27 protein-coding genes are annotated in these 26,073 nt (G+C 67.4%); 11 read left to right on the forward strand and 16 right to left on the reverse strand.

Going from position 1 to position 26,073, the window contains the following annotated elements:
• Nucleotides 1–105 precede the first annotated feature (105 nt).
• Nucleotides 106–624, forward strand: a complete 519-nt coding sequence (locus A0O31_RS12010; protein WP_071678172.1) for a YetF domain-containing protein — start codon at nucleotides 106–108, stop codon at nucleotides 622–624.
• On the opposite strand, the gene A0O31_RS12015 is transcribed toward A0O31_RS12010, so the two are convergent.
• Together A0O31_RS12015 and A0O31_RS13585 are read right to left on the reverse strand one after the other, a co-directional pair.
• Entirely contained in the window at nucleotides 621–1,559 is a 939-nt protein-coding gene (locus A0O31_RS12015) for a PIG-L deacetylase family protein (RefSeq protein ID WP_071678173.1), read from the reverse strand. The two genes, A0O31_RS12010 and A0O31_RS12015, sit on opposite strands and share 4 nt — an antisense overlap.
• Nucleotides 1,529–2,122: an ATP-binding protein gene (locus A0O31_RS13585; RefSeq protein ID WP_338061441.1), complete on the reverse strand. Its 594-nt coding sequence runs from the start codon at nucleotides 2,120–2,122 to the stop codon at nucleotides 1,529–1,531. Before A0O31_RS13585 ends, A0O31_RS12015 begins: the two co-directional genes overlap by 31 nt.
• Here A0O31_RS13585 and A0O31_RS12020 point away from each other — a divergent pair.
• From A0O31_RS12020 to A0O31_RS12035, 4 genes are read left to right on the forward strand one after another with little or no spacing between them, the layout of a single operon-like run.
• Nucleotides 2,112–3,785, forward strand: coding sequence for an ABC transporter permease (locus A0O31_RS12020; RefSeq protein ID WP_071678280.1), 1,674 nt, complete (start codon nucleotides 2,112–2,114; stop codon nucleotides 3,783–3,785). The two genes, A0O31_RS13585 and A0O31_RS12020, sit on opposite strands and share 11 nt — an antisense overlap.
• A gap of 10 nt (nucleotides 3,786–3,795) precedes the next feature.
• Nucleotides 3,796–5,067, forward strand: a complete 1,272-nt coding sequence (locus A0O31_RS12025) for an ABC transporter ATP-binding protein (protein ID WP_084720351.1) — start codon at nucleotides 3,796–3,798, stop codon at nucleotides 5,065–5,067.
• Nucleotides 5,068–5,109: 42 nt separating this feature from the next.
• A complete protein-coding gene (locus A0O31_RS12030) occupies nucleotides 5,110–6,000 on the forward strand; it encodes a tetratricopeptide repeat protein (protein ID WP_071678175.1) in 891 nt (296 codons plus the stop codon).
• 2 nt (nucleotides 6,001–6,002) lie between these two features.
• Entirely contained in the window at nucleotides 6,003–7,859 is a 1,857-nt protein-coding gene (locus tag A0O31_RS12035; RefSeq protein WP_071678176.1) for an APC family permease, read from the forward strand.
• Here the strand turns inward: A0O31_RS12035 and A0O31_RS12040 are convergent.
• The 4 genes from A0O31_RS12040 to A0O31_RS12055 all read right to left on the reverse strand — a co-directional run bounded on the left by A0O31_RS12040 (nucleotide 7,856) and on the right by A0O31_RS12055 (nucleotide 9,875).
• Nucleotides 7,856–8,782 carry an AI-2E family transporter gene (locus A0O31_RS12040; RefSeq protein WP_071678177.1) on the reverse strand — a complete coding sequence of 309 codons (927 nt, stop codon included), beginning with the start codon at nucleotides 8,780–8,782 and terminating at the stop codon, nucleotides 7,856–7,858. The genes A0O31_RS12035 and A0O31_RS12040 overlap by 4 nt on opposite strands.
• A gap of 113 nt (nucleotides 8,783–8,895) precedes the next feature.
• Nucleotides 8,896–9,090, reverse strand: coding sequence for a zinc ribbon domain-containing protein (locus A0O31_RS12045; protein WP_071678178.1), 195 nt, complete (start codon nucleotides 9,088–9,090; stop codon nucleotides 8,896–8,898).
• 154 nt (nucleotides 9,091–9,244) lie between these two features.
• Nucleotides 9,245–9,658, reverse strand: coding sequence for a TA system VapC family ribonuclease toxin (locus tag A0O31_RS12050; RefSeq protein ID WP_071678179.1), 414 nt, complete (start codon nucleotides 9,656–9,658; stop codon nucleotides 9,245–9,247).
• Nucleotides 9,645–9,875 carry a hypothetical protein gene (locus A0O31_RS12055; protein WP_071678180.1) on the reverse strand — a complete coding sequence of 77 codons (231 nt, stop codon included), beginning with the start codon at nucleotides 9,873–9,875 and terminating at the stop codon, nucleotides 9,645–9,647. Before A0O31_RS12055 ends, A0O31_RS12050 begins: the two co-directional genes overlap by 14 nt.
• Nucleotides 9,876–10,043: 168 nt before the next feature.
• On the opposite strand from A0O31_RS12055, the gene A0O31_RS12060 reads away from it, so the two are divergent.
• The 5 genes from A0O31_RS12060 (at nucleotide 10,044) to A0O31_RS12080 (ending at nucleotide 15,544) form a co-directional block, all read left to right on the forward strand.
• Nucleotides 10,044–11,036 (forward strand): LacI family DNA-binding transcriptional regulator, encoded by a 993-nt coding sequence (locus tag A0O31_RS12060; protein ID WP_071678181.1) that lies wholly within the window; start codon nucleotides 10,044–10,046, stop codon nucleotides 11,034–11,036.
• 74 nt (nucleotides 11,037–11,110) lie between these two features.
• Nucleotides 11,111–12,415 (forward strand): sugar ABC transporter substrate-binding protein, encoded by a 1,305-nt coding sequence (locus A0O31_RS12065; protein WP_071678182.1) that lies wholly within the window; start codon nucleotides 11,111–11,113, stop codon nucleotides 12,413–12,415.
• Nucleotides 12,416–12,456: 41 nt separating this feature from the next.
• Nucleotides 12,457–13,383: a carbohydrate ABC transporter permease gene (locus A0O31_RS12070; RefSeq protein ID WP_071678183.1), complete on the forward strand. Its 927-nt coding sequence runs from the start codon at nucleotides 12,457–12,459 to the stop codon at nucleotides 13,381–13,383.
• 3 nt (nucleotides 13,384–13,386) lie between these two features.
• Nucleotides 13,387–14,244, forward strand: a complete 858-nt coding sequence (locus A0O31_RS12075; RefSeq protein ID WP_152024488.1) for a carbohydrate ABC transporter permease — start codon at nucleotides 13,387–13,389, stop codon at nucleotides 14,242–14,244.
• A 10-nt stretch (nucleotides 14,245–14,254) separates the two neighbouring features.
• Complete coding sequence (locus tag A0O31_RS12080; protein ID WP_071678184.1) at nucleotides 14,255–15,544, forward strand: GH1 family beta-glucosidase; 1,290 nt, start codon at nucleotides 14,255–14,257, stop codon at nucleotides 15,542–15,544.
• Here the strand turns inward: A0O31_RS12080 and A0O31_RS13515 are convergent.
• From A0O31_RS13515 to A0O31_RS12105, 5 genes are read right to left on the reverse strand one after another with little or no spacing between them, the layout of a single operon-like run.
• Nucleotides 15,541–16,173, reverse strand: a complete 633-nt coding sequence (locus tag A0O31_RS13515; protein ID WP_071678185.1) for a response regulator — start codon at nucleotides 16,171–16,173, stop codon at nucleotides 15,541–15,543. The genes A0O31_RS12080 and A0O31_RS13515 overlap by 4 nt on opposite strands.
• Before the next feature lie 52 nt (nucleotides 16,174–16,225).
• Nucleotides 16,226–17,044, reverse strand: coding sequence for a sensor histidine kinase (locus A0O31_RS12090; RefSeq protein ID WP_237259060.1), 819 nt, complete (start codon nucleotides 17,042–17,044; stop codon nucleotides 16,226–16,228).
• 10 nt (nucleotides 17,045–17,054) lie between these two features.
• Nucleotides 17,055–18,173 carry an ABC transporter ATP-binding protein gene (locus A0O31_RS12095; RefSeq protein WP_071678187.1) on the reverse strand — a complete coding sequence of 373 codons (1,119 nt, stop codon included), beginning with the start codon at nucleotides 18,171–18,173 and terminating at the stop codon, nucleotides 17,055–17,057.
• A 9-nt stretch (nucleotides 18,174–18,182) separates the two neighbouring features.
• Nucleotides 18,183–19,874: an ABC transporter permease gene (locus tag A0O31_RS12100; protein WP_237259061.1), complete on the reverse strand. Its 1,692-nt coding sequence runs from the start codon at nucleotides 19,872–19,874 to the stop codon at nucleotides 18,183–18,185.
• 10 nt (nucleotides 19,875–19,884) lie between these two features.
• On the reverse strand, nucleotides 19,885–20,958 hold the full coding sequence (locus A0O31_RS12105; RefSeq protein WP_071678189.1) for an ABC transporter substrate-binding protein: 1,074 nt from the start codon (nucleotides 20,956–20,958) through the stop codon (nucleotides 19,885–19,887).
• 186 nt (nucleotides 20,959–21,144) lie between these two features.
• On the opposite strand from A0O31_RS12105, the gene A0O31_RS12110 reads away from it, so the two are divergent.
• Nucleotides 21,145–21,633 (forward strand): AbrB family transcriptional regulator, encoded by a 489-nt coding sequence (locus tag A0O31_RS12110; protein ID WP_071678190.1) that lies wholly within the window; start codon nucleotides 21,145–21,147, stop codon nucleotides 21,631–21,633.
• Between the two features lie 13 nt (nucleotides 21,634–21,646).
• Here the strand turns inward: A0O31_RS12110 and A0O31_RS12115 are convergent, their stop codons facing one another.
• Genes A0O31_RS12115 through A0O31_RS12135 form a run of 5 tightly spaced genes read right to left on the reverse strand, consistent with a single transcriptional unit; the run spans nucleotide 21,647 to nucleotide 26,064 of the window.
• Complete coding sequence (locus A0O31_RS12115; protein WP_071678191.1) at nucleotides 21,647–22,333, reverse strand: ABC transporter ATP-binding protein; 687 nt, start codon at nucleotides 22,331–22,333, stop codon at nucleotides 21,647–21,649.
• Nucleotides 22,330–23,076: an ABC transporter ATP-binding protein gene (locus tag A0O31_RS12120; RefSeq protein WP_071678192.1), complete on the reverse strand. Its 747-nt coding sequence runs from the start codon at nucleotides 23,074–23,076 to the stop codon at nucleotides 22,330–22,332. Before A0O31_RS12120 ends, A0O31_RS12115 begins: the two co-directional genes overlap by 4 nt.
• A complete protein-coding gene (locus A0O31_RS12125; protein ID WP_071678193.1) occupies nucleotides 23,066–23,986 on the reverse strand; it encodes a branched-chain amino acid ABC transporter permease in 921 nt (306 codons plus the stop codon). The genes A0O31_RS12120 and A0O31_RS12125 overlap by 11 nt, the downstream gene beginning before the upstream one ends.
• Entirely contained in the window at nucleotides 23,983–24,864 is an 882-nt protein-coding gene (locus tag A0O31_RS12130; RefSeq protein WP_071678194.1) for a branched-chain amino acid ABC transporter permease, read from the reverse strand. The genes A0O31_RS12125 and A0O31_RS12130 overlap by 4 nt, the downstream gene beginning before the upstream one ends.
• Nucleotides 24,865–24,867: 3 nt before the next feature.
• On the reverse strand, nucleotides 24,868–26,064 hold the full coding sequence (locus A0O31_RS12135) for an ABC transporter substrate-binding protein (RefSeq protein ID WP_071678195.1): 1,197 nt from the start codon (nucleotides 26,062–26,064) through the stop codon (nucleotides 24,868–24,870).
• Nucleotides 26,065–26,073: the final 9 nt, after the last annotated feature.

The following is a 26,073-nucleotide window of genomic DNA, read 5'->3' on the forward strand; positions in this document are numbered from 1 at the left end:
CGGGGCGCCCTGGGCCCACCCCTCACGGGGAGGCTCGCCTGGGGGTCCCTATTCCAATCATTCGCCCAAACCCGCTTTGCCGCCCCCTTGCCGCATCATGGGAGTATGCACAATCCCTGGTTAGAAGCCCTAGGCGACCCTGTGACCGTGCTCTTCACCCTCATCCGCGTAGGGGTCGTCTACCTCACCCTTCTCCTCTTCCTTCGGTTGAGCGGGAAAAAGGTGCTGGGACAGATGACCCCCTTGGACCTCCTCACCCTGCTCCTCCTCTCCAACGTGGTGCAAAACGCCATGATCGGCCCCGACAATAGCCTGGTGGGCGGCCTCTTGGGGGCTGGCCTTCTCCTCCTCCTGGACCGGGCCCTTTCCCGTAGCCGCCTGCGGCGCTCCCTCATGGGGGAGCCCGTTCTCCTGGTCCACGAGGGAAAGCCCGTGTGGGCGCACCTCCGGCGCGAGGGGGTGGAGCTTGAGGAGCTCATGGCCGCCTTGAGGGAGCATGGGGTGGCCCGCCTCGAGGACGTCCTGGAAGCCGTCCTGGAGGTGGACGGCACCATCAGCGTGGTGCCCAAGGACCACCTCGAGCCCAAGCGGGTGCGGAAGGTACGTTCTAGCCGGAACCGCTAGGGGCTTTCGGGCCGGGAAAAGAGCTCGTTCCTGCGCACAAAGGCCTCCATAAAGCGCCCCAGGATCTCCATCTGGCTCCGGTGCGCCCTTAGGGCCTGGAACTTCCGCTCCGCTTCCTCGGTAGACAGGTCCAGGCGCCACCAGGGGAGGTGCCGGCCCCGGGGTGGGGGCTCCAGGTAAAGGCCAGGGTGGAGGCCCTTGGGGAGGGGCCACTCCAGACCGCCGTGGACGATGTAAAAGCGAAGGCGATCCAACGCGCTCCTTTCCCCCATGAGGCGGAGGGCCATGTAGGCCGTGGCCCGGTGGTCCACGTGGGCGTCCTCGGGGGCGGGGACGAGGACCAGGTCTGGCTTCGCCCGGAGCCACACCCGCTTGAGGTCCTCCTCCCAGGCCTCTCCCGTGTAGGGTGCTCCTGGACTCAACGTTCCCGGATAGGCCACGTGGTCCAGGCGGGTGGCGGGGGACCGGTAGGGTGCGTAGAAATTCTCCAGAAACAAGTGGAGAAGGCCGCGGTCAGGATAGCCGAGGAAGAAGAGGTGGTCCTCGGGCACCCCTAAGGTGCGGGCTGCCGCCTTGGCCTCCCCCATGCGCACGAGGGCGAGGCGCCGCAGGTCCTCGGGCGTGGGACGAAACCGCCGGTCCAGGAGGGCGGCGTCCCACTGGAACCCGTCTCCCAAGGTCATCCAGGCGATGTAGACCTCTCCCCCAGCCCGCAAGACCTTCTGCATCAACCCAGCCGCGGCCAGGCTCTCGTCGTCCGGGTGAGGGGCCAGCACCAGGAGCCTCACCTTGAGGGGATCAGGGTAAGGGGGAAGCCCCCCCACCTTGCCCCGGTAGTACCAGGCGTAGGCCTGTTGTAGGAGCCAAGGGGCGTTGATGAAGAGGGCAGCTAGTCCCGCAAGCACTAAAAGCCACCAGAGCCATTTAGATCCCATCCCCACCTCCTTGCGGGGAGAGGCAGATGCGGAACCTGGCCCCGCCCCAAGGACCCGCTTCCGCGCGGGCGGACCTCGGCCACCCGGCGGACCAGGGTGAGGCCAAGCCCGCTCCCACCCCCTGGCCCCAGACGGAAGAAGGGGCGGAACACCGCCTCCCGCATTCCCTCGGGGATACTGGGGCGATCGTCCACGAGGAGGCATGGCCCCGGGAGAAGGCGTACGGCGATGCAGGTGCGGGCGTGGCGCAGGGCGTTGGCGACGGGATGGCCCACCATGGCCTGGAACAGCGCAGCACGTCTGGAGTAAGGAAAGGGGGACGTGAAGCCCGGATGCCCACGCCTCCCGCCCAAGGGCATGCCCTCCATGGCCCTAAAGATAACCTTAGAGGGAGGGGACCTTGGCGTCCCCTCTTGTGGAAACAAGTCCCCACCCCCGTGTCGGCGGTCCCTTTTGGCCTTGGGGCCTTTTGGGATTTCTTTGAAAGGGCCTTGCGGGCGTAGAATGCGCCAGGGTGCCGTCAACCCCGGCCTGGCACTTGGGGGAAGCGCCATGGTACCCATCCTTCGCGAGCGGCCCAACCGCTACGACCTCCTGGCCCTGGCCCTCACCCTGGGCCTTCTCGCCTTCTTCCTGAAGGCCTCCCAGGAGGCGGCGGCCCCCTTTGCCCCAACGCCCATCGACCTAGACCCCATCCATCTACCGGAGTACGCCCTGCGCACGGCCTTCCGCATGGGGCTCGCTCTCATCCTCTCCACCCTCTTCACCTTTCTCTATGCTCCCCTGGCGGCCAAGACCCGCCTCGAGCCCTTCCTGGTGGCCCTTTTGGACATCTTGCAATCGGTGCCCATCCTGGGCTTCCTGGCGGCGTCCGTGGGAGCCCTGGCCGGCCTTTTCCCGGGGCGGGCCCTGGGGTACGAGCTGGCGGCCGTGTTCGCCGTCTTCACCTCCCAAGCCTGGAACATGGCCTTCAGCTTTTACCAGGCCCTGAAGACGGTGCCGCGCGAGCTGGACGAGGCCGCCAGGCTTTTCCGCCTCACCCCTTGGCAGCGGTTTTGGCGGCTAGAGCTTCCCTTCGCCCTACCCGGTCTGGTGTGGAACGCCATGATGTCCATGTCCGGGGGCTGGTTCTTCGTGGTGGCCTCGGAGGCCATCGCCGTGGGCAAGACGGAGGTGGACCTGCCTGGGATCGGTTCCTATATGGCCTCCGCCCTGGCCCAGGGGAACCTGCAAGCCTTGGCCCTCGCCGCCGTGGCCATGCTCTGCGTCATCGTCCTCTACGACCAACTCCTCTTCCGCCCCCTCGTGGCCTGGAGCCAGCGCTTCAAGTACGAGGAAAGGGCCGGGCAGGAACCGGCGCGGAGCTGGGTGCTGGACTTTTTGCGGCGCACCCGAACCGTGCGGGTCCTTTTGGAAAGAGGAGCAAACTGGGCTCTGGAGGCCCTCCTCCGCTACGAGCGCCGCCTCCGTCCCTCCCGCCCCCTTCGCCTCCCCACGTGGCCCCTTTACCCAGCCCTGGCCCTGTTGGCCCTCTGGGGCCTATTCGCCCTTTTCGCCACCCTGCGCCCCTTGAGCCTTGCCGAGGTCGCCCACGCCTTCGCCTTGGGGTTTTTTACCCTGTTGCGGGTACTGGGTGTCATGCTCCTCGCCAGCCTGGTCTGGGTTCCCGTGGGCATTCTCCTCGGCCAGAAGCCACGGCTCGCCGTGCGGGTCCAGGCCCTGTTGCAGTTTTTGGCCGCCTTCCCCGCCAACCTCCTCTACCCCTTCTTCGCCTATCTCCTTCTAAGGTTCCACCTCTCCTTAGAGGTCTTCTCCGCCTTCCTCATGGCCTTGGGCACCCAGTGGTATATCCTCTTCAACGTCATGGCCGGAAGCATGGCGGTCCCCGGGGACCTCAAGGAGGCCGCCCGGGGGTTTGGCCTACGGGGATGGGCGCTCTGGCGGCGCCTCCTCCTCCCCGCAAGCTTCCCCTACCTGGTCACGGGCCTCATCACGGCGAGCGGGGGCACGTGGAACGCCTCCATCGTGGCCGAGGTGGTCACGTGGCATGGGAAGACCCTCGAGGCCACGGGCCTAGGGAGCTACATCGCCCGCTGGACCCTGGCGGAGGGCCAAGGCCCGCACCTCCTCCTCGGCATCGCCGTCATGAGCCTCTACGTGGTGGCCCTGAACCGCTTCCTCTGGCGGCGGCTATACCGGCTGGCGGAGGAACGGTACCGCTTATAGGGGGATGGGGATGCTACTGGAAGCCCGGGACATAACCAAGGCCTTCAGCACGGGGGGAAAGCCCTTCCCCGTTTTGGAAGGGGTAAACCTCGCCGTGGGGGAAGGGGAGATCGTGGCCCTTTTGGGGCGATCGGGCGGGGGCAAGAGCACCCTCCTCCGCATCCTGGCTGGGCTCATCCCCCCAGACCGGGGAGAGGTGCGCTTCCAAGGCAAGAGGGTGGAGGGGCCAGCGGAGGGCATGGCCATGGTCTTCCAGTCCTTCGCCCTCTTCCCCTGGCTCTCGGTCCTGGAGAACGTGGCCTTGGGCCTCGAGGCCCGTGGGGTGCCCAAGGAGGCGAGGTTGCGGCGGGCCCGGGAAGCCATTGCCCTCGTGGGCTTACAGGGGTTTGAGGAGGCCCTGCCCAAGGAGCTTTCCGGGGGGATGAAGCAACGGGTAGGCCTGGCCCGGGCCCTGGTGGTGGAACCCTTGGTCCTCCTCCTGGACGAGGCCTTTTCCGCCCTGGACCCCCTCACCGCAGAGGGCCTACGGGGAGACCTCCTGGACCTATGGCAGGCGGGGCGGCTTCCCGCCCGGGCCATCCTCTTGGTCACCCACAACCTCGAGGAAGCGGTGGCCCTGGCGGACCGGGCCCTGGTCCTCCAGGGAAGCCCGGCAAGGATCGGCCGGGAAATCGCCATCCCCTTAGCCCACCCCCGGGACCCCCACCATCCCCGCTTCCGGGCGGTGGTGGAGGAGATCTACCAGGCCCTCACCCTGCGGGAGGAGGTGGAAAGGCGCCTGGAGGAAGAGATGGTGCGCCTGCCCTCGGCCTCCGTGGAGGCCCTGGCGAGCCTGGCGGAGGCCTTGGCCCGGCACGGGGGGCGGGCGGACCTGCCCGTGCTGGCGACGGAGGAGGGGCTGGAGGTGGACGACCTCTTCCCCCTCCTCGAGGCCTTGGAGCTTCTGGGCTTCGCCCGGGTGGAGCGGGGGGACGCCGAATTGACACCGGCGGGCACGGCCTGGGCCTCGGCCACCCCCGAGGAGCGGAAAATCATGTTTGGCGAGCACCTCCTGCGCCAGGTACCCCTTTTCGCCCGCCTCCACCAAGCCGTCTTGGAAAGGCACCGGGTTCCCGAGGAGCGGGTTTTGGCCCGGCTCCGCCAGCACCTGCCCGAGCCCGAGGCCAAGCGCGTCCTCGCCGTGGTGCGGGAATGGGGGCGGTACGCTGGGCTCCTCGGCTACGATGACCGGGCCAGGGTCTTTTTCGTTCCCGAGCAGATGGAGGAAGCCCCCGAACTCTAGCCCCATACCTCTGGGCGCTCGCCAGGTGTATAGTTCGTGTCTGTGATACCCATCCTTCGGGTTTTGCTCTACCTCCCCAGCGTCTCCGCAACCCTGGTGCGGGGCTCGCACCGCGAGGTAGCGGGGGCCCCGCCCTTCCTCCCCTGGTGGGAGGAGGCCTTCCGGCGGGCTTTCCCCGAGGATGTTCGGAGCGCCCTCAACCGCCAAGCCCATGCCCCGCCCCTGGAGTCCGCCCCGTGGGCCCTCCGGGTCATCAAGCGCCTCCTCCCCCGCTTCCGCCTCGAGGAGGGCTACGAGTTCGCCTACGCCGCCCTCAAAGGGGAAAGGCGGTGCCTGCTCCCGGCGGTCCTGGTGCAGGGCATGCTCTCCTCCATGGGGCTCACCTCGGGGGTCTACACGGTGTACGAGAGCCCTGAGGGGAAGCGGAGCAACCTGGGCCATGCGGTGGCGGTTCTGCGCCTGGGAAAAGGGGACTACCTGATGGACCCTTCCGAGCCCACCCCTTTCCCGAAGCACCGGGGCCCCTTCGTGGCCACCCCTAAGGGACTGCGCTTCGCCGAACCCCAGCACGCCCCGGATGGGGCCATCGTGGGCTACCGGACCAGGGAGGGCACCCTTACCCCAGATCCGGTAGCACCTCTCTCCTTCCCCTACCTCCGGAGCCAGTTCTACTACTACCGGGGCGAGCAGGCCAAGGGCGGGGTCTTCCGGGGGCCCAGCACCCCCGAAGGCCTCCCCCGTTCCGAAGCCATGCTCCGCAAAGCCGTGGCCCTGGCCCCGGAAAACCCCTTGGCCCAGTACGTCCTTGGCCCCACCCTGCGCAAGGAGGGGCGCCTCGAGGAGGCGAGGGTGACCCTTGAACGGGCACGCCGCCTTTACGAAACAGCCGGCTTCGTGCCCCCAGGGGTGGAGGCCGCTTTGAAAAGGTTATGAATATGAGCGCTCAAAGACACACGGACGAAGGCCGATACTCCTGGTGGCAGGTGCTCTGCCTCACCGGGGTGGACCTCTTCTCCTCCTTGGGCTACCAGCCCGGCATCGCCCTCCTGGCGGCGGGGTTCCTTTCCCCCCTCGCCAACATCGCCTTGGGCCTTTTCGCCCTCCTGGCGGTCTATCCGGTGTACCGGCGCCTGGCGAAGGAAAGCCCCCACGGGGAAGGTTCCGTGGGCCTTCTCACCCGGCTTCTACCCGGCTGGCGGGGCAAGATCTTGGTCCTGGTGGTTCTCGGCTTTATGGCCACGGACTTCGTCATCACCATCACCCTCTCCGCCGCCGACGCCGCCGTGCACCTCATCGGGAACCCCTTGGCCCCCACCTGGCTCCAAGGGAACCAGGTGGGCCTCACCCTCCTCCTCATCGCCCTCTTGGGTTTCGTCTTCTACCTGGGTTTCCGGGAAGCCATCGGCCTGGCGGTGCCCATCGCCTTGGGCTACCTGACCCTGAACGCCATCACCCTCGGGGTGGCCCTCAGCCACGTGGGTCCCGAGCACCTGGCCCACTGGTGGCAAGGGCTCCTCCAAGCGCACGCAGACCCCCTAAGCCTCGTCCTCGCCACTGCCCTCGCCTTCCCCAAGTTGGCCTTAGGCCTATCCGGCTACGAAACCGGCGTAGCGGTGATGCCCCTTATCCGGGGGGGACCCCAGGACACCCCGGAAAGTCCTTGGGGCCGGATCCGGGGGGCCCGGCACCTCCTCCTGGCGGCCGCCCTCGTGATGGCCTCCTTCCTGGTGGCAGCAGGCTTCGCCACGGCCCTCCTCATCCCCCCCGAGCTTTGGGGAAGCGAGGAGGTTTCCGGAAGGGCCATCAGCTTCTTGGCCCACCGTTACTTGGGCGAGGGATTCGGTAGCCTATACGACCTCTTCTCCATCGTGATCCTCTGGTTCGCCGGGGCCAGCGCCATGGCGGGCCTCCTCACCCTGGTGCCCCGCTACCTTCCCCGGTTCGGCATGGCCCCGGAATGGGCCCGCCAACGCCGTATCCTGGTCCTCTTTTTCACCGGGGTGGCCTTCGCCATCACCCTTCTCTTTCGCGCCCAGGTGGAGGCCCAGGCGGCGGCCTACGCCACCGGGGTCTTGGTGGTGATGACCTCCGCCGCCTTGGGGGTAGCCCTATCCGCCCAGAGGGAAGGGCGGCGAGAGGCCCGCTACTTCCAGGCCCTCCTCCCCGTTTTCGCCTATGTCCTGGTGGCCAACGTGGTGGAACGGCCCGATGGGGTGCGCATCGCCTCGTTCTTCATCGCCGCAACGCTTCTCCTCTCCTTTCTTTCCCGCGCCCTACGCTCCTTTGAGCTTCGGGTGGAAGCCTTCCAGCTGGACGAGATGGCGGAGCGCCTGGTGGCAAGCCTCGTGGAGCAGGAGGCGCCCCTCCGCCTGGTGGCCCACCGGCCCGAGCGGGGAGGGAGGTCCGTGTACTGGGACAAGGAGCGCCGCATCCGGGAGGCCACCCACATCCCCCCCCACGATCCCATTGTCTTCGTGGAGGTCTACGTGCAGGACCCCTCGGAGTTCAGCGCCGTGGCCCAGGTCTGGGGGGTGGACCACCGGGACGCCAAGGTCTTCCGCATCCTGGGTACCGCCGCCCCCAACACCCTAGCCGCCTTTCTCCTTTACCTAAGGGAAAGGACGGGAAAGCGCCCCCACATCTACTTTGAGTGGTCGGAGGAGAGCCCCTGGCAGGCCGCCTTGGACTTCCTCCTCTTTGGGGAAGGGGATGTGCCCACCCTCACCCACGAGGTCCTGCGCCGGGTGGAGGCCGACCCCCGGCGGCGGCCCGTGGTCCACGTGGGGGGCTAGCGGCGCCAGCGGGAAAGAAGCCCCGAGGCGAGGATGGTCATGGGCACGGCGAGGAAGATGCCCAGAAGGCCAAAGAGCTTGCCGAAGGCGAAGATGGCGAGGAGGACCAGGGCCGGGTGAAACCCCACGGCCCGCCCGTAGATAAGGGGGATGAGGACCTTCCCCTCGAGGAGGGCGATGCCCCCATAGCCCGCAAGGACGAGAAGGGCGCTTAGGGACCCCAAGGAGGAAAGGGCCACCAGACTTGCCAGGGACGCCGCCGTGATCCCCCCCACAAAGGGGATCACCTCCAGCACCCCTCCTAGGAACCCTAGGGCGAAGGGGCTAGGTACCCCCAGGGCGAAGAGCCAGCCCCCGAAAAGGAGGGCGAAGCTGAGGGCGATGAGGAACTGGGCGCGGGCCCAGTACCCTAGGCGGCGCCAGGTGTCCTCCAGCACCGCAGACCACCCGTCCCCCGGGAGGTAAGGGGCCGCCCGGGCCACCAGGTGGGGCTCGAGGCTAATCATCACCGCCAAAACCAAGGCCAAGACCAGGCCGGACACGGTTTCCCCTATCCGCAGGAGGAGGTCCCCGGCGAGGTGGAAGGAAGGAACCAGGGAGGAAAGGAGCCCGGAACCGGAAAGCCCAAGGTTCTCCTGGAGAAGGGCGAAGGCCTGGGGCAGGACCTCGCTAAGGTTGCGAAACTGCTGGGCCAAAAGGGGAGCTACCTGGTAAAGCCCGAAGGCTAAAATGCCCAAGACCCCTAAGTAGGTCAGCATCACCGCCGTGGGGTGGGGTAGGAAACGCCGGAAAACGCTCACCAGAGGGTCTAAAGCAGCCGCCAAGGTGAAGGCCAGGAAGACCCAAAGAAAAAGGGTGTAAAGCTTGGCCAAAGCCCAAAGGGCGAGGATGAGGAGGAAAAGGCCAAAGAGGAAACGGCCCACGGCCCAATCTTAACCAAGCTTGGTGTGACAGCTCTTCGGGCTCAAGACCGATGCTGTGACGACTCCCCGCTCTTCAGAGCGGGGCTACAAGCTAGGCTTCGCCTGACCTCGGTTCAGGACGCGAGCGCATCCCTCCCCGAAGGCCCCGTCCAGGCCTTCGCCAGGATGTTCCGCGCGGCGGCCACATCCCGGTGCAGGGAAGCCCCACAAGCAGGACAGGTGAACTCCCTGACCCACAAGGGTCGCCTCTCCCTATGGCCGCACACCGGGCTGTCCTGGCTGGTGTACTTAGGGTCTACCGTTATCACCCGCCTACCAGCCCCCTCCGCTTTTTAGGCGAGGATCCGCAAAAACTGAGCCCAACCGCCGTCATGTACGCCCTTGGCGCGTCTTTTGGCTCCCTTGGAGCGCGGAGAAGGCCCATCTAACCTGGCCGCTTCCCATTAAGTGGGCCTAGCCCTTTCAGGGCACGAGAAGCTTAAGGGGTACCCCGGGAAAACGCAGGAAGTCCCGGTCAAAACTCACCAAGCGGTACCCGCCCGCCAGGGCAAAGGCGGCCAGGTAAGCATCCGTCCAGAGCCTTGGCGTAACCCCCGAAAGGAACCCCTCGAGGACTTTCTCCAACTCTGGGGGTTCCTCCCTGAGGGGCACCCCGGAGGCCACCCGCAGCTCCCGGTAAACCCGCCACGCCTCCGCCACGGTCAAAGGCTTCCCGTCCATGGCCGTGGGGTTGGTGAGGAGCCGCAGTAGACCCAAGGCTGTGACCCGCACAAGGGCAGGGTCCTCCGCCTCCTCCCAGTAGCGGAGGGCCTGGGAATGGAAGGGATGCTCGGGAACGAGGAGCGCAAACCAGACATTGAGGTCAGGTATCTCCATAGCCCTCCAGGAGTTCCCAGAGCTCCGCGTGGCTCCTTACGGGTAGGCGCCTCCCCGCCTCGGCCACCTTTGGGAGGGGCCTGGGGCCTTTGGGGGCGCGGCCTAGCCCCTCCTCCAAAAGGTGAATGACCACCTCACGCAGGGTTTTGCCCTCCTGCGCAGCCTTAAGCTTGAGGCGGCGGTAGAGAGGTTCGGGGAGGTCCAGGGTGGTGCGCATACATCCATATTAGCACAATCCCCTACCCGCACGGGACTCGCCACCACCCCGCCGAGGGAACGTTCCCGCGCGGGCCATTTGCGCCCACCAGTCGGAGGACGCCCGGGGGGAAACCCGGCTCCCCCACTTGCAAGCGCTTTCAAGACGTGCTACCCTGGGTTCCAAACCATGACCCGCACCCACCCTACCATCGCCGAGGTGGCCCGCCGCGCTGGGGTTTCCCCCGCCACCGTTTCCCGCGTCCTCAACGGCACCGCCCGGGTGTCCCGGGAAAAGGTCCGGGCGGTACTCCAGGCCATAGAGGAACTGGGCTACACGCCAAGCCCCCTAGCCCAAAGCTTGGCCAAGGGGCGTTCGTACGCCGTGGGCATCCTCTTGCCCGATTTCGGGAGCCCCTTCTATGGGCCCATCCTCGAGGCCATCACCCTGGAGCTGGAGGCCACCCCCTTCCGCCCCATCGCCGTACCCGGGCACTGGAGCCTGGTGCGGGAGCTGGAAGCCCTGGACTTCCTCCGGGGCCACCGGGTGGAGGCGGTGGTCCTCCTCGGTACCTCCTTGGAGGAGTCCGCCCTCAAGCCCCTGGGCGTCCCCGTCCTGGCCTTCGGCCAGGCCCTCACGGGGCCCCAGACCTGGTCCCTGGTCCTGGACAACCGGGAAGCCGCCCACCGGGCCACCCGGTACCTCCTGGAGAAGGGGCACCGCCACATTGCCCACATCTCCAGCCACCGCGGCGGCGCCGACGTGCGCGAGCGCCTCCAAGGCTACCGTAGGGCCATGCGGGAGGCGGGGCTTGCGCCCCGTGTGGTCTTTGGCAACCTCCAGGAGGATGGGGGCTACGAGGCGACCAAGGAGCTTTTCGCCCGTTTTCCGGACACCACCGCCATCTTCGCCGCCAACGACCAGACGGCTATCGGGGCCCGCCTCTACCTTTACGAAAAGGGGCTTCGGGTTCCCGAGGACGTCTCCCTGGTGGGCTTTGACGATATCCCCCTGGCCGCCTACCAGATCCCGCCCCTGACCACGGTGCGCCAGCCCGCACGGGAGATAGGCCACGCCCTGGCGCAAGCCCTCAAAGCCCTGCTGGAAGGGGAAGTGCCTACCCTCTTCCCCATCCCCCTCCAGCTGGTGGAAAGGTATTCGGTAAGGGAGGTGGGAACCTGAAGGAAAAGCCGGCCCTGCGGCCTTAGGCCTTCGGACCGTCCCAAGGGACGGGTTTTCCCAAAGAGGAGGTTTTTATGTGGAAGAAAGCGCTTTCAACCCTTCTCTTCGCCCTTTCCCTCGGTCTTGCCCAACGGACCCTCGAGGTCTGGATCATGCCCAACAGCGCCCAACCGGCAGAGGACTTCAAGGCCCTGGTGGCCCCCTTTGAGCGGGCCAACAACGTGCAGGTTAAGGTCACGGTCCTGGACTGGGGCGTGGCCTGGACCCGCATCACCGCCGCGGCCACGAGCGGCGTGGGCCCCGACATCACCCAGCTCGGCACCACCTGGGTGGGGGCCATCAGCGCCATGGGGGTACTGGAGCCCCTGGACGACGTCCTCCAGGCCCTGGGCGGCCAGGGCGCCTACCTGCCCGCCGTCTGGAACACCACCCGGTTGGCAGGAAGCCCAAGGGCCACGGCCCTGCCCTGGTTCTCCGAACTCAGGGCCTTCTACTACCGGACGGACGCCCTCAGGGCGGCTGGGATAAACCCCTCCCAGATGTTCGCCGACTGGCAGAGCTTTGAGGCGGGGCTCGCCCGGCTCACCGCTTCCACCTTCACCGACCCCGAAACCAAGCAGCGCCTCGCTCCTTTCTGCACTCCAGGCAAAAACTCCTGGGACGTGCTCCACAACGCCGCCCCCTGGATCTGGGGCGCGGGGGGCGAGGTGGTGCGCCAGGTGCAGGGGAGGTGGCAGAGCGCCCTCAACACCCCCGAAAGCCTCCAGGGCCTCTTCTTCTTCCTATCCCTGGCCCAGAAAGGCTATGTCCCTGCCGAAAGCCTGGAGAAAAACACGGCCCAGATTGAGGCCGACTTCCAGGCGGGCAAATGCGCCGTTTTCGCCAGCGGCCCCTGGATGATCCAGCGGGCCCAGGTGCCCGAGGCCCAAGGGGGGTTCGCCGAGCGGGTAGCCGCCAGGAACCTGGGGGTAGCCCCCTATCCCATAGGCCCCAGGGGGCGGTACACCTTCTTCGGCGGCTCCAACCTGGCCCTCTTCAGCTTCTCCAAGAACAAGGAGCTGGCCAAGGAGCTCCTGAAGTACCTGGGCAGCCCGGAGGCCCAGGTGACCTACGCCCGCATGAGCGGCTTGCTCCCCGCCCTGCGGACCGCCTGGAACGCCCCCGAGATCCACGGGAATCCCCTCATGCGGGTCTTCGTCCAGGCGGCCCAGTTTGGGCGCACCTATCCCAGCCTGGCGGGCTGGGGCGGGGTGGAGAACCTGGCGGTGCAACACCTGGGCATGGCCTGGGACCTGGTGGCGCAGAAGCGCCTTACCCAGGAGGCCCTCAAGGACCTGATGGACAAGGCTTCCGCCGCCATCAATAGCGCCTTGAGGTAGCGCAGAAGGGGGGGCTAACGCCCCCCCCTTACCCCAATACCATGGCCCTTTTCCGATTCTGGCAACGGTACGGCCTCGCTTACCTCTTCGTGGCCCCTGCCCTCTTAGGCATGCTCCTGGTGCACTATGGCCCCATGCTCCAGGGCATCTACATGGGTTTTTTAGACCTAAAACTGAGCACCCTGCGGCTTTACCTCGGCGCCCCCTTCGTGGGCCTGGCGAACTACCGGGAGATCCTCTTTGACCCCCAGTCCACCTTCCGCACGGGCTTCCTCTATGCCGTGCGCACCACCTTGCTCTACGCCCTGGTGGTGAATGCCCTGACCCTTTCCCTCGGACTCCTCTTTGCCCACGTCCTCAACCGACCCCTCTTCCTGCGGGGGCTTGGGCGAACGCTTTTCCTCCTACCCTGGGTGGTGCCCAGCTACGTGGTGGGGCTCCTGTGGGGGTTCATGTGGCTCAAAAACGGGGTGATCAACACCCTCCTCGTGGACGTGCTCCACCTCCTGCCCGAGAAGCCCCACTGGCTCATCGGCCCCCTCACCTTCCTCGCCATCGTCCTACCCACGGTGTGGCGGGGCTGGCCCTTCGTCATGGTCACCTACCTGGCGGCCCTCCAGGCCATCCCCCAGGAGCTCTACGAGGCGGCCAAGGTGGACGGAGCTACCCCGTGGCAACGCTTCCGGTACATTACCTGGCCCTCCCTTCGCCCCGTGACGGCCATCCTCCTCCTCTATGGCCTCCTGGGGACGCTTTACAGCTTCAACATCGTCTACATGATGTTCGGCCACGGGGCCGGGTACCCCGGGGAGTGGGGGGACCTCCTCATGACCAACCTCTTCCGGAACACCTTCGGCATGTGGAACTTCGGCCTGGGGGCCGCCGCTAGCACCCTGTACATGCTCCTGACCCTGGTCCTCATCCTCTTCTGGTACCGGGCCTTCCGGGAAGACCTGAAAGCGAGGTGACGAATGCGCGAGGAACGTTGGCTGGCGTGGGGCGCCGGGGGCGTCCTGGTGTTGGGCCTTTTAGGGCAACTCTTCCCCATCCTCTGGATGGTGAACACCTCCCTGATGACCCAGCTGGAGGCGGCCACGGGAAGCCTCTTCCCTAAGGCGCCCCAGTGGGGAAACTACCTGGAGATCTGGCGGGCCCTGCCCTTCTTCCAGTACCTAAAGAACTCCCTTCTGGTCTGCACCCTCACCACCCTCTTCGCCTTAGGGGTGGCCACCCTGGCGGGGTACGCCCTGGCCCGGTTCCGCTTCCCGGGAGCCGAGCTTTTCGGGGGGAGTGTCCTCCTCACCCAGGTCATCCCGGGCATCCTGTTTCTCATCCCCATCTACATCATGTACATTGCCTTTCAGAACTGGGCTAGGGAGGCGTTGGGCCTCGAGGTGCGGCTCGTGGGGAGCTACACGGGCCTGGTCCTCACCTACACGGCTTTCTTCGTGCCCATAAGCATCTGGATCCTGCGGGGCTTTTTCGCCTCCATCCCCAAGGAGCTGGAGGAGGCGGCCCTGGTGGACGGGGCCACCCCTTTCCAGGCCTTTTACCGGGTGATCCTGCCCCTGGCCCTGCCGGGCATCGCCGCCACCGCCGTCTACATCTTCCTCACCGCCTGGGACGAGCTCCTCTTCGCCCAGATCCTCACCACCGAGGCCACCGCCACCATCCCCGTGGGCATCCGCAACTTCGTGGGTAACTTCCAGAACCGCTACGACCTGGTCATGGCCGCCGCCACCGTGGCCACGCTGCCCGTCCTCCTCCTCTTTTTCCTAGTGCAACGCTGGCTCATCCAGGGCCTCACGGCAGGGGCGGTCAAGGGATAGGAGGTGCCTTGTGGAAAAGGAAGGCTTTCTCTTTGGCGCGGCCACCAGCGCCTACCAGATCGAAGGGGCCACGGGGGAGGATGGGCGAGGGCCTTCCATCTGGGACGTTTTCTGCCAACGCCCCGGGGCCATCCGGGATGGGAGCTCGGGCGAACCCGCCTGCGACCATTACCGCCGTTGGCGCGAGGACCTGCAGTGGATGCGTTGGCTGGGCCTAAAGGCCTACCGTTTCTCCGTGGCCTGGCCCCGCATCCTCCCCGGGGGAAAGGGGCGCATCAACCCGAAGGGCCTCGCCTTCTACGACCGCCTCGTGGACGCCCTCCTGGAAGCGGGGATCACCCCCTTCCTCACCCTCTACCACTGGGACCTCCCCTGGGCCTTGGAGGAACGGGGCGGGTGGCGGAGCCGGGAGACCGCCTACGCCTTCGCCGAGTACACCGCCTTGGTGGCCCGGGCCCTGGCCGACCGCGTCCCCTACTTCGCCACCCTCAACGAGCCCTGGTGCAGCGCCTTCCTGGGCCACTTCACGGGCGAGCATGCCCCCGGGCTCCGGAACCTCGAGGCCGCCCTCCGCGCCGCCCACCACCTCCTCCTGGGCCACGGCCTGGCCGTGGAGGCCTTGCGGGCCGCCGGGGCCAAGCGGGTGGGCATCGTCCTGAACTTCACCTGGGTGGAGGGGGAGGACGAGGAAGCGGTGGAGCGGGCGGACCGCTACCACAACCGTTTCTTCCTGGACCCCCTCTTGGGCCGGGGTTACCCCGAAAGCCCCTTCGCCAACCCACCCAGCGTCCCCATCTATCCCAAGGACCTGGAGCGCATGGCAAGGCCCCTGGACTTCCTCGGGGTGAACTACTACACCCGGGCCCGGGTGGCCCGGGGGGAAGGCCTCTTGCCGGTGCGCTACCTGCCCCCGGAAAGGCCCACCACGGCCATGGGCTGGGAGGTCTACCCCGAGGGGCTCTACCGCCTCCTGAGGCGCCTGGCCCGGGAAACCCCTTGGCCCCTCTTCGTCACGGAAAACGGGGCCGCCTACCCGGACCTTTGGCGAGGGGAAGAGGTGGTGGAGGACCCCGAGCGGGTGGCTTACCTGGAAAGCCACCTGGAAGCGGTGGGTAGGGCGCGGAGCGAAGGCGTAGACGTCAGGGGGTACTTCGCCTGGAGCCTTCTGGACAACTTTGAGTGGGCCCACGGCTACACCAAGCGCTTCGGGCTCCTCTACGTGGACTATCCCACGGGACGGCGCATCCCCAAGCGGAGCGCCCTCTGGTACCGGGAGCGGATCCTGCGGGGGGGAGGTTAGCTCCCCGCCAAGCGGTAACGCCGCAAGGGCCGCCCCTGGCCCTTTGGGTCAGTCTCCCCTTCCAAAAGCCCTTCCCTCCGCATCCCCTCCAGGTAGCGCCAGGCGGTGACCCGGGAAAGGCCCAAGGCCAGGGCCACCTCCTCCACGGTGAGGGCCTCCCGTCCCCCGAAGAGGGAAAGGACCCGTTCCAGGGTGAGGGGGTCCAGGCCCTTGGGCGTCCGCCTGCGGGCGAGGAGGCGGTCCAAGTCGGCTTGGGAAACCTCGCCCTTCCGCCTGAGGGCGCGGAAGGCCCGGTAGCGGCTTAGGGCCTCCCTCAGGCGGCTTTGCCCAAAGGGCTTCACCAGGTAGTCCATGGCCCCGCCCAAGAGGGCCCGTTCCACCGTGGGCACGTCCTTGGCGGCGGTGATGACGATGACGTACGTGCCCACCAAGGCGGGTAGGAGGTCCAGCCCGTGGCCATCGGGAAGGTAGAGGTCCAGGAGGACCAGATCGGGCTCCAGCGCTAGGGCGGAAAGGGCCGCCTCGAGGCCCGCCACCACCCCCACCACCTGGACCCCTTCCGCCTCCAAAAAGGCCCGGTGCAAGGAGGCCACCCGGGGATCGTCCTCTACGATGAGCGCGCGGTCCATGGTTTACCGAAGGCTACCCAGAACACGGTCCAGCCCTCCTGCCGCCGGTACCCTAGCCTCCCCCCGCCGCCTGGACCAGGGTGCGGGCCAAGGCCAGGCCATAGCCCCGGCCCGCCCCCCGGCTGCTGGCTTCGGGCTGGAAGAGGGCTTCCCCTTGGGGCCCCGGGCCGTTGTCCCACACCTCCACGGAAAGACCCTCCTCCCCCGCCCTAAAGCGGAGCCGTACCTGTCCCCCAGGGTTTTGGGCCGCCGCCTCGAGGGCGTTTTCCAAAAGCTGGCCCAGAACGGAGGCGAGCAGGTCCCCCAAGGGAGCGTATTGGGCAGGAAGTTGTCCTTCCAGGTCCATTTCCACGCCAAGTTCCTGGGCCCGACGCCACTTGCCCAAAAGGAGGGCCGCCAAGAGGGGAAGCTCCACCCGGGCCAACACCGCTTCCAGCCGGGCCTCCGCCTCGCCCTCCCTCCGCAAAAGCCGCAGGGCTTCCTCCACCCGCCCAAGCTCCAGGAGACCCCCGAGGAGGTGCAAAAAGTTCTGGAACTCATGGGCCTGGGCCCGCAACAGGTCCAGGTGGCGGCGGCTTTGCGTGAGGCTTTCCGCAAGCCGCCTGACTTCCGCCTGGTCCTGGAAGACGATCACCCGGTAGCCGGCGGACACGCTTTCCCGCACCCTCGCAGGCCGGCCCCCGGGGAGGGGCAAGGGGCTAGGGGGGTTTTCCGTGCGCCGGCCACCCAGGCGTTCCAGCACCGCCCCCGCCTCGGCCACCCGCCGGGTTTCCGCCAGGAGCGCCTCGGACAGGAGCGCATTTCCCCGGAAGGCCTCCAGGACCCAAAGCCCAAGGCAAAGGGCCAGAAGGGGCACCGCTAAGGGGCGCACCACAAGGCCATTATCCCCCCTCGGCGGGGTAGGCCAAGGCGGCCTCCGGATCGAAGGCCAGGCGCAACCTGGGCCCAGGAAGGGGGAGGGGGCTATAGAAGCGGAGAAGCGCCTCCCCTACCCCCACCCAGTGCTCGTGGTGCATCCCGAGGTAGAGGGAATGGGCGAGCTCCCCTTCCAGGACATTCACCTCCCCTGGCCCCGCCAGGCGCAAGGCCTCGGGGCGGAGGACGAGCTTGGCGAGCCGCCCCGGCACCAAAGGCCCCATGGCCCGTGCCCGCACGGGGAAGCCAGAGAGCTCTAGCCTCGCCCAAGGCTCCTCCAAGGCCACCACCAGGGCCTCCACCACGTTGGGGTTACCCAGGAAGTCGGCCACGAAGAGGGTCCGGGGGTTGCGGTAAAGCTCCTCCGGCGTCCCCACCTGCTCCACGCGGCCCTCGTTCAAAAGGGCGATGCGGTCGGCGATGGCCATGGCCTCCGCCTGGTCGTGGGTGACAAAAAGGGCGGCCTTGCCCGTGGCCTTAAGGGTCTCCCGGAGCCAGACCCTGGCCTGGTCCCTGAGCTTGGCGTCCAGGTTGGAAAGGGGCTCGTCCAGGAGGAGGAGCCTGGGATTGTAAGCCAGGGCGCGGGCCAGGGAAACCCGCTGTTGCTGCCCCCCGGAAAGGGCCCCGGGATAGCGCCCCTCAAGACCCGTCAGCCCCAAACGGTCCAGGAGGTGGAGCACCCGCTCCCGTACCTCCTTCTCTGGCACCCGCCGGAGCCGAAGCCCGTAGGCCACGTTCTCAAACACCGTGCGGTGGGGCCAGAGGGCGTAGGACTGGAAGACGAGGCCCAGGTCCCGCCGCTCGGGGGGCAAGAAGACCCCCCTTTTCCCATCAAAGAAGACCGTGGCCCCAAGGGCGATCCGGCCCCCGCTGGGGCGCACCAGGCCCGCCACCGCCCGGAGGAGGGTGGTCTTGCCCGAACCCGAGGGGCCCAACAGCGCCACCACCTCCCCGGGCGCCACGGTGAGATCCACCCCCTTGAGGACAGGGTTCTCCCCGAGCCGCACCTCCAAGGCCTCCACCACCAAGGGGGCCTCCTCCCCCGTCACCCCAGAAAACAAGCTCGCAGCGCGCTTCTCGGTCATGGCCGCACCTCAAAGCCCCTGGGGCCGCACCCCAAGGCGGTTCGCCAGCAGGAAGACCGCACTCACGATGACCACCTGCAGGGTGGCCAGGGCGGCGATCACGTCCACCGCCCCCGTCCCCCAGAGGGCCACGATCTGGGCCCCCAGCACCTCCGTACCCGCCGTGAGCAGGTAGACCCCCGTGGAGTACTCCCGCACGAACTGGATGAAGAGGAGGAACCAGGCGGTGAGAACTCCCCCCTTGAGGAGGGGAAGGGTACCGTGCACAAAGGCCTTCACCGGAGAGGCCCCAGCGATGCGCGCCGCCTCCTCCACCTCCCGCCCCACCTGGAGGAGGGCGGCGGTGAGGAGGCGGACCCCGTAGGGCATCCAGACCACGGTGTAGGCCAGGATGAGGGCGAAGAGGGTGTTGCGGAGGGGGGCGATGGGCTTGAGGAAGAGAAAGAGCCAGAGGAAGGCTAGGCCCATGACGATCCCCGGCACCGCTCGGGGCAGGCCCGCCAGATAGTCCAAGACCCGGCCGTAGCCCCCACCCCGCTGGATCCCCAAGGCGATAAGAAGGTAGAAGGCCAGGGCCAGGGCCCCTCCTAAAGCGGCCACCACCAGGGTGTTGGTCACCGCCCGGCTCAGGTTCGGGAGCTTGAAGACCTCCAGGTAGTGGCCTAGGGTGAGGACCTCGCGAAGGTCCACCCCTGGCCCCCAGCTGATGACCAGGCTCCGGAAGACCACGCCCAATACCGGGAGGACCACCGCCACCAAGAGGTAGAGGGCGAGAAGGAGAGCCCACACGTGGCGGAGCTTGCCCAGGGGAAGCCTCTCCGTGCGGTAACCCCGGGCCCCGATGGCCACGTACCGCCCCTCCATCCGCCCCACCAGATAGCGCTGAAGAAGCACCAGGGCCAGGGCGATGACCACGATGGCCACGCCCACCGCCGCCATGAGGTGGTAGGCGGAGGTGCCGGTGATGGCGGTGAGGCGGTAGAGGTAGGTGGTGATGACCATGATGCCCTTAGCGTCCCCCAGGACCAGGGGTAGGCCGAAAAGCTCAAACCCCAAGAGGAGCATGAGGGCGGCGCTATAGACCAGGGCGGGCCGCACCAAGGGGAAGGTGACGCTTACCGCCACCCAGAAGGGCCGCGCCCCGGCCACCCGGGCCGCCTCCTCCAGGGAGGCGTCCACGTTTTGGATGGTGCTAGCCACGTAAAGGTAGACGTAGGGCACGTGGGTGAGGCCGGCGATGACCGCGATGGCGGGAAGCGTGTAAATGGTCCAAGGGACTCGGCCGAAGGCCGTTTCCACCAGGCCGGACACCAGACCCGAAGGGCCGAAGACCACGATGAACCCAATGCCCAGGATGATGGGGGAGATAAAGATGGGGGCGAGGAGGAGGAGCTCAAAGAACCGGGCGAAGGGAAGATCCGTCCTGGTCACCAAGAAGGCGAAGAGGCCCCCTAAGGGGACCGCTACCCCCACCATGCCGAGGCCGATGACGAAGGAGTTCCTCAGGGCCTCAAAGAAGTAGGGGTCGTGGAGGAGGTAGCGGTAGGCCTCGAGGGCAAGGCGCTTCACCGGCGCGAAGAAGGGGGCGCTGAGAAGGCTTTGGTAGAGGAGGATCCCCAAGGGAGCCAGCACCAGGACCGCCACCAGCCCCAGGAGGAGGGAAAGGGCCAGGTTCGGCGAAGGGGCGCTCCGGCCGGGCACGCCCAACCCCCTACTGGCCGCGGATGGCCTGCCGCCAGAAGGTGAGGAAGCGCAAGCGCTCCTGCGGGTCCAGGTTCTTCAGGATCTCCGGGGATACGGGGATGGCGTAGACCTTGTCCTTGCCCCCTACCGCCTTGTACAGGGCCTGGGGCGTGGCCTCGCCCACCACCGTCTCCCGCCGGGCGAAGATGAGGGCGGTGTAGGCCATGAGGTTCTGGCCCCGGAGGGAAAGGAGGTAGTCCAGGAAGAGCTTGGCGGCGTTGGGGTTCGCCGCCCGCCGGTTGATGAAGGCCACCCGCTGGATGGCCACCGTCCCGTCGGTGAGGTAGACGATGCCCAGATCCTTCACCGTGCGCTGGCGCAGAAGGGCGTAGGACCCGAAGAAGCCGTAGGCCAGGTAGTGCTCACCGGAGATGATCTTTTCAAAGGCCGCCCCGGTGGAGGAGTAGAGGGAGGCTTGGGCCCTGCCGAACGCCCGCACCAGGTCCTGAAAAGCCGGGTAGCGGTCGTAATCCGCCTTGAGGATGGTGAAGCCCACGGCGCTCCGCTCGGGGTCCCAGGTGGCCACGCGTCCCCGCATCCTGGGCTCCTGCAGGAAGCGCACCAGACCCTCCCGGGTGGTGGGCACCTCCTCGGGCTTGAGGAAGCGGCGGTTGTAGACCACCACCGCCGGCTCGAGGGTGGTGCCGTAGGCCAGGTTCTGCAGGCGGGCATTGGCGGGCCAGTTCCTGGCCTCCGGGGAATCGTAGGGCAGGGCATAGCCCTGGCTCGCCAGCTTCACCTGGAGCTCCATGGCGCTGGACCAGAGGAGGTCAGCGCTCCGCGCCCCCGCCGCGGTTTCGCTCACAAACCGGTCGTAGATGGCCTGGGTACCAAGGTCATTGTACTCTATCTGGATAAAGGGGTAAAGGCGGCGGAAATCGTCCAAAAGCGCTTGGGCGCTCGCTTGGTCCGTGGAAGAGTAGATGATGAGACGGCCTTCCCTGCGGGCCGCTTCCACCACCTGGGGATCGGAAGCGGGGCGGGACTGTTGCCCTAAAGCCCCCACACCCAACAACGCCAAAAGCCACACCGTCCACTTCATGGCCTCCACCTCCTTGCTAATGCCTACAAGGGGGACTATACGCCACCGCCCTCACCCGGACAAGGTCTTTTTCATTATTTTCCCGCTCGTTCTCTCCGGCGCAAAGCCCTTGGGGAAGCCCCTTTAACGGAAGGCCCCCATCCCGGAGCTTGCCGGGTAGGCCCTCCTAGGGGTATACCCAAGGGCATGGAACTCCTCCGCCCTCTCCTCCTTGGGCTCCTTCTGGGGCTCGCCTTCCACCGCCTGGGCCTCCCCGGGGGGGCGGTGGTGGGGGCCATGCTGGGGGCGGGCCTCTCCCAAGCCCTCTCCCCTACCCCCTCGCCGGCGCCGGCGGGGCTGGACCTCCTGGCCCAGCTCCTCGCCGGGGTCGTGGTGGGCCTGGCCTTTCGCAGGGACCTCCTCCAGGGGTGGCTCCTGCCCTGGGCCGCCCTGGCCGCCCTCGGCTTCCTGGCCCTCGCCCTTCTCTTGGCCTTCGCCTACGCCCGGCTCCTCGGCCTCAGCCCGCACGCCCTCTTCTTCGCTCTCTCCCCCGGCGGCATCACCGGCATGGGCCCCTTGAGCCGGGTGGAAGGGGGGGACGCCGGGCTGGTGGGCCTTTTCCACACGGTGCGGGTTTTCCTGGTATTCCTCCTGGTGCCCCTCCTCGCCCGGCTCCTGCCCGGGAGCCCCCGTTGAGCCAAGCCGGGGACTAAAGGGAGAGGAGGGCCACCACCTGGTCGCTTTGGAGCAGGTCCTCCATGGGGCCCTCCAGGCGCACCTCTCCCGTTTCCAGAACGTAGGCCCTGTCCGCCACCCTCCCCGTGAAGCGGAGGTTCTGCTCCGCCAGGAGGATGGGCATGCCCTCCGCCTTCAGGGCCAGGACCAGGCGGGCGATCTCCTCCACGATCAGGGGGGCGAGGCCCTCCGTGGGCTCGTCCAGGAGCAGGAGGGTGGGGTTGGTGAGGAGGGTGCGGGCGATGGTGAGCATCTGCTGTTCGCCGCCAGACAGGAGCCCGCCCCGGCGGTTTTGGATCTCCGCCAACCGCGGCAGGATTTGGAAGACCCGCTCCAGGTTCCAGGGGCCAGGCCGGGCGGCCACCAGGAGATTTTCCCGTACGGTGAGCTCGGGAAAGATGCGGCGGTCGTCGGGCACATAGCCCAGGCCCAGCCGGGCCCGGCGGTAAGGGGGCCAGTCGCTGATATCGTGGTGGCGGTAGGATAGGCGCCCGGAAAAGCGGCGCACCAGGCCCATGACCGCCTTGATCAGGGTGGTCTTGCCTGCCCCGTTCCGGCCAAGCAGGGCCACCACCTCCCCCTCTTCCACCCGCAAGCTCACCCCGTGAAGGACCGGGATCTCCCCGTAGCCCGCCCGCAAGTCCTCCACCACCAGGCTCATGCGCTCCCTCCCAGGAAGGCCGCCCGCACCGCCGGGTCGCCCCGGATCTCCTCGGGCGCGCCTTCCGCCAGCACCTGGCCCTGGTGAAGCACGGTGACCCGGTCCGCCAGGGCCAGCACCGCCTCGGTGTCGTGCTCGGTGAAAAGAAGCGTCACGCCTTCCCGCCGCAATAGCTCGCCGATAAAGTCCACCATGCGCCGGCGTTCCGCCCGGGAAAGCCCGGCCAAGGGCTCGTCCAAAAGGAGAAGCCTGGGCTCGGCCACGAGGGCCATGGCCACGTCCAGACGCTTGAGGTCCCCCAAGGGCAACTCCGCCACCCGGCGCCCCGCGTGGGCCTCGAGGCCCACCTTGCCCAGGGCCTCCTCCGCCTTGGCCCGGGCCTCGGGGAAGCGGACCAGGGGCTTAAGGAGCTTTAGGGTGTTCCCGGTGTAGCCGAGCCGGGCCAGGACCACCGCCTCCAGGACGGTCATGGAGGCGAAGGGCTGGGCCCTTTGGAAGGCGATGGCGACGCCCAGCCGGGCCACCTTGGGGGTGGGCCAGCCCGTGATCTCGCGCCCCCGGAAGTACACCCTCCCCCGGTCCGGGACCAGGCGCCCGGTGATGACGTTAAAGAGGGTGGTCTTCCCGGCCCCGTTGGGCCCCACCAGGGCGTGGAAGGTCCCCTCCCGCACCTCCAGGGAAACCCCGCCCAGGGCCAAAAAGCCCTGGAAGGACTTGTACACCCCTTCCACCTTAAGCGCCACCCTGCACCCTCCTTAACCTCCGGGCCACCCCCTCCCCCACCCCGGCGATCCCTTTGGGGAAGAAAAGCACGGTGAGGAGGAGGATAACCCCCAGGAAAAAGGGCCAGTACTCCGTCTGCGCCTGGACCAAGACCCTAAGGAAGAGGAAGGCGGCGGCCCCCACGGCGGGCCCCAGGAAGACCCCGCTCCCCCCCAGGATGGTGGCCAGGATGGCCTCGGCCGAGCGGGTCCAGAAGAGGTAGTCCGGGAAAACGGAGCGCTGCAGCGCCCCTTGGAGGGCCCCCGCCAAGCCCGAGAGGGCGCCGGAGATCACGAAGGCCAGGAGGAGGTGCCTCAACCCCCCAATCCCCACCGCCTCGGCCCGGGCCCGGTTGTCCCGTAGCCCCCGGAGGGCGTAGCCGAAGGGCGACCGATCCAGAAGGGCGAGGAAGCCCACCCCCAGGGCGAAGGCGAAGAGGGCCAGGTAGTAGAAGGGCAGGCTCTCCCCCAGGATGCCCTGGGGCCTCAGGTCCGTGATCCCGTTGTCCCCCCCGGTGAAGGCGTACCACTTGTGGGCCACGGCGTAGAAGAGCTGGGCGAAGGCCAGGGTGAGCATGGTGAAGTAGATGCGGGTGAGGCGCAGGCTCAGGAACCCGATGAGGGCCGCCGCTAAGCCTGCGGTGAGGAGGGCGAAGGGCAGGGTGAGGAGGAAGGGCCACCCCGCACGGCTCACCAGGAGGGCCATGGTGTAGGCCCCGATGCCGAAAAAGGCCGCCTGGCCAAAGGAGAGGAGGCCCGCCTGGTGGAAGAGGAGGTTAAAGGCCATGGCGTAGAGCCCTAGGACCAAGGCCTCGCTGGCCAGCTTGAGCCCATACTCCGAGAGGGCTGGACCCAAACCCGCCAGGATGAGGAAGAGGAGAAGAAGCCTCATGTCCGCACCGCCGGTGGACGCCCCAGGAGGCCCCAGGGACGGAGGAGCAGGACCAGGGCCATCAGGGCGAAGGGGAAGACCATGGCCATCTCCGGGAACAGGAGGATCCCAAAAGCCTGGATTAACCCCATGAGCACCGCCCCCAAGAGGGCGCCCCAGACGCTACCCAAACCCCCGATCACCACCACGATGAAGGCCTGGATCACGGCGTCCACCGCCATGCCGGGGGTAGCGGCCTGGAGGGGAAGGAGGGCCGCCCCGCCCAGGGCGGCCAGGGCGATTCCCCCGGAGAAGACGGCGGTGTAGAGCAGGGGAACGTTGACCCCCAAGGCCTCCAGCATCTCCCGGTCCTGGGTGGCCGCCCGGACCCACACGCCGAGCCGCGTGCGCTGGAGAAAGGCCCAAAGGAGGAGGGCCACCAATGCGGCCAAGCCCACCAGGAAGAGGTAGTAGCTGGGAAACGGGGTACCCAAGACGAAAAGGGGATGGGCGAAGGCGGGGGGCATGGGGAAGGAGCGGTAGGCGGCGCCGAAGGCGAAGCGCACGAGGTCCTCGAGGATGAGGAGGAGGGCGTAGGTGAGGAGGATCTGGTACTCCTCCGGCCTTCGGTAGATGGGCCGGATGAAGAGGCGTTCCACCAGCGCCCCGATCACCACCCCCGCCGCCGCCACCAGCAAGAGCCCCTGCCAAAAGCCCTCCGCCTGGCCCCGGGCGAAGGCGTAGAGCAAGTAGGCCCCCAGCATGTAAAAGGAGCCGTGGGCGAAGTTCACGATGCCCATGGCCCCAAAGATGAGGGAAAGCCCCACGGCGAGGAGGAAGAGGGTACTGGCGTAGGCCAAACCGGTGAGGAGTTGCAGGAGGTAAAAGCCCAGCTCCATGGCCTACCGCTTGCACTGCGTGGGGTACACCGTGTCCGTGGCCGGGATGATGCGCATGCGGTCCAGGATGGCGAAGGGGTACTCGGATGCGTGCTTGGTGTAGCCCCAGACGAGCCCTTCAAACACCTGGTGGTCCTCGGGGCGCATGCGTTTCCGCCCCTCCGGCGCCTCGTAGGTGAGCCCGCCGTCGGCCTCAAAGGCCCGGCGCACCGCCTCCGCCTGGGTGGAGCGGGCCTTCTGGATGGCCAGGGCGAGCATGTGCATCCCGGCGTAGGCCTCCTGGGCGTTGTAGCTGGGGTATTCGTTAAAGCGCCTCCGGTAGGCCTCCACAAAGGCCCGGTTCCGCTCGGTGTTGGGGTAGAGGAACCAGTAGCGGGCCGAGACGAGGAGCCCCTCCGGGGCCTCCTTACCCAAGGGAGCGAGGACCTCGAGGGCGGCCCCCACGGGGTTCACGAAGTAGCGCACCTGGTTGAAGAAGCCAAAGGCCTTGGCCTGGCGGGCGAAGATGACCATATCCCCCGCCCACAGGGTGGAGAAGACCCCTTCCGGCCGCGCCCGCATCAGGGCGGTGATGAAGCTGGCGTAGTCCGTGGAGCCAAAGCGGGGCCACTGCTCGCTTACCACCTCCACATCGGGACGCAACTGCTTCAGCCGGGTGATGAAGTCCTGCCAGGAAACCCGGCCAAACTCGTAGTCGGGGCCAATGTTGGCCCATCGCTTCACGGGCAGGGTGGCCGCCAGGGCCGCCGCCGCCCACGCGTCCATGCGGGCGTTGTTGGAGGTGCGGAAGACGAAGGGCCGGCACTGTTCCGTTAGGGTCGGGGTCGCCGCATGGGTGACCACCAGGGGGATCTTGTACTCGTCGGTGAGGGGCGCCACCGCCAGGGAGACCGAGCTGGAGTCAATGCCGAAGAGGAAGTCCACTTTTTCCTGGAGGATAAGCCTGCGGGCCTCCCTCACCCCCACCTCCGGGTTCCCCTGGTCGTCCACCACGATGAGCTGCAAGGGACGGCCCAGGACACCTCCCCGGGCGTTGATCTCGTCCACCGCCAGCTGGGCCCCTTGCGAGCCCGACTTGCCGTAGCCGGCGAAGTTGCCGCTCAGGATAAAAAGCGCCCCGATCTTGATGGGCTGCTGTCCCTGGGCCCACGCCAAGCCAGCCGCCAACGCCAAGACCGCAATCCACCTCAAGACCTTCATAGACCACCT

The sequence above is a fragment of the Thermus brockianus genome (assembly GCF_001880325.1).
GTDB classification, from domain to species: domain Bacteria; phylum Deinococcota; class Deinococci; order Deinococcales; family Thermaceae; genus Thermus; species Thermus brockianus.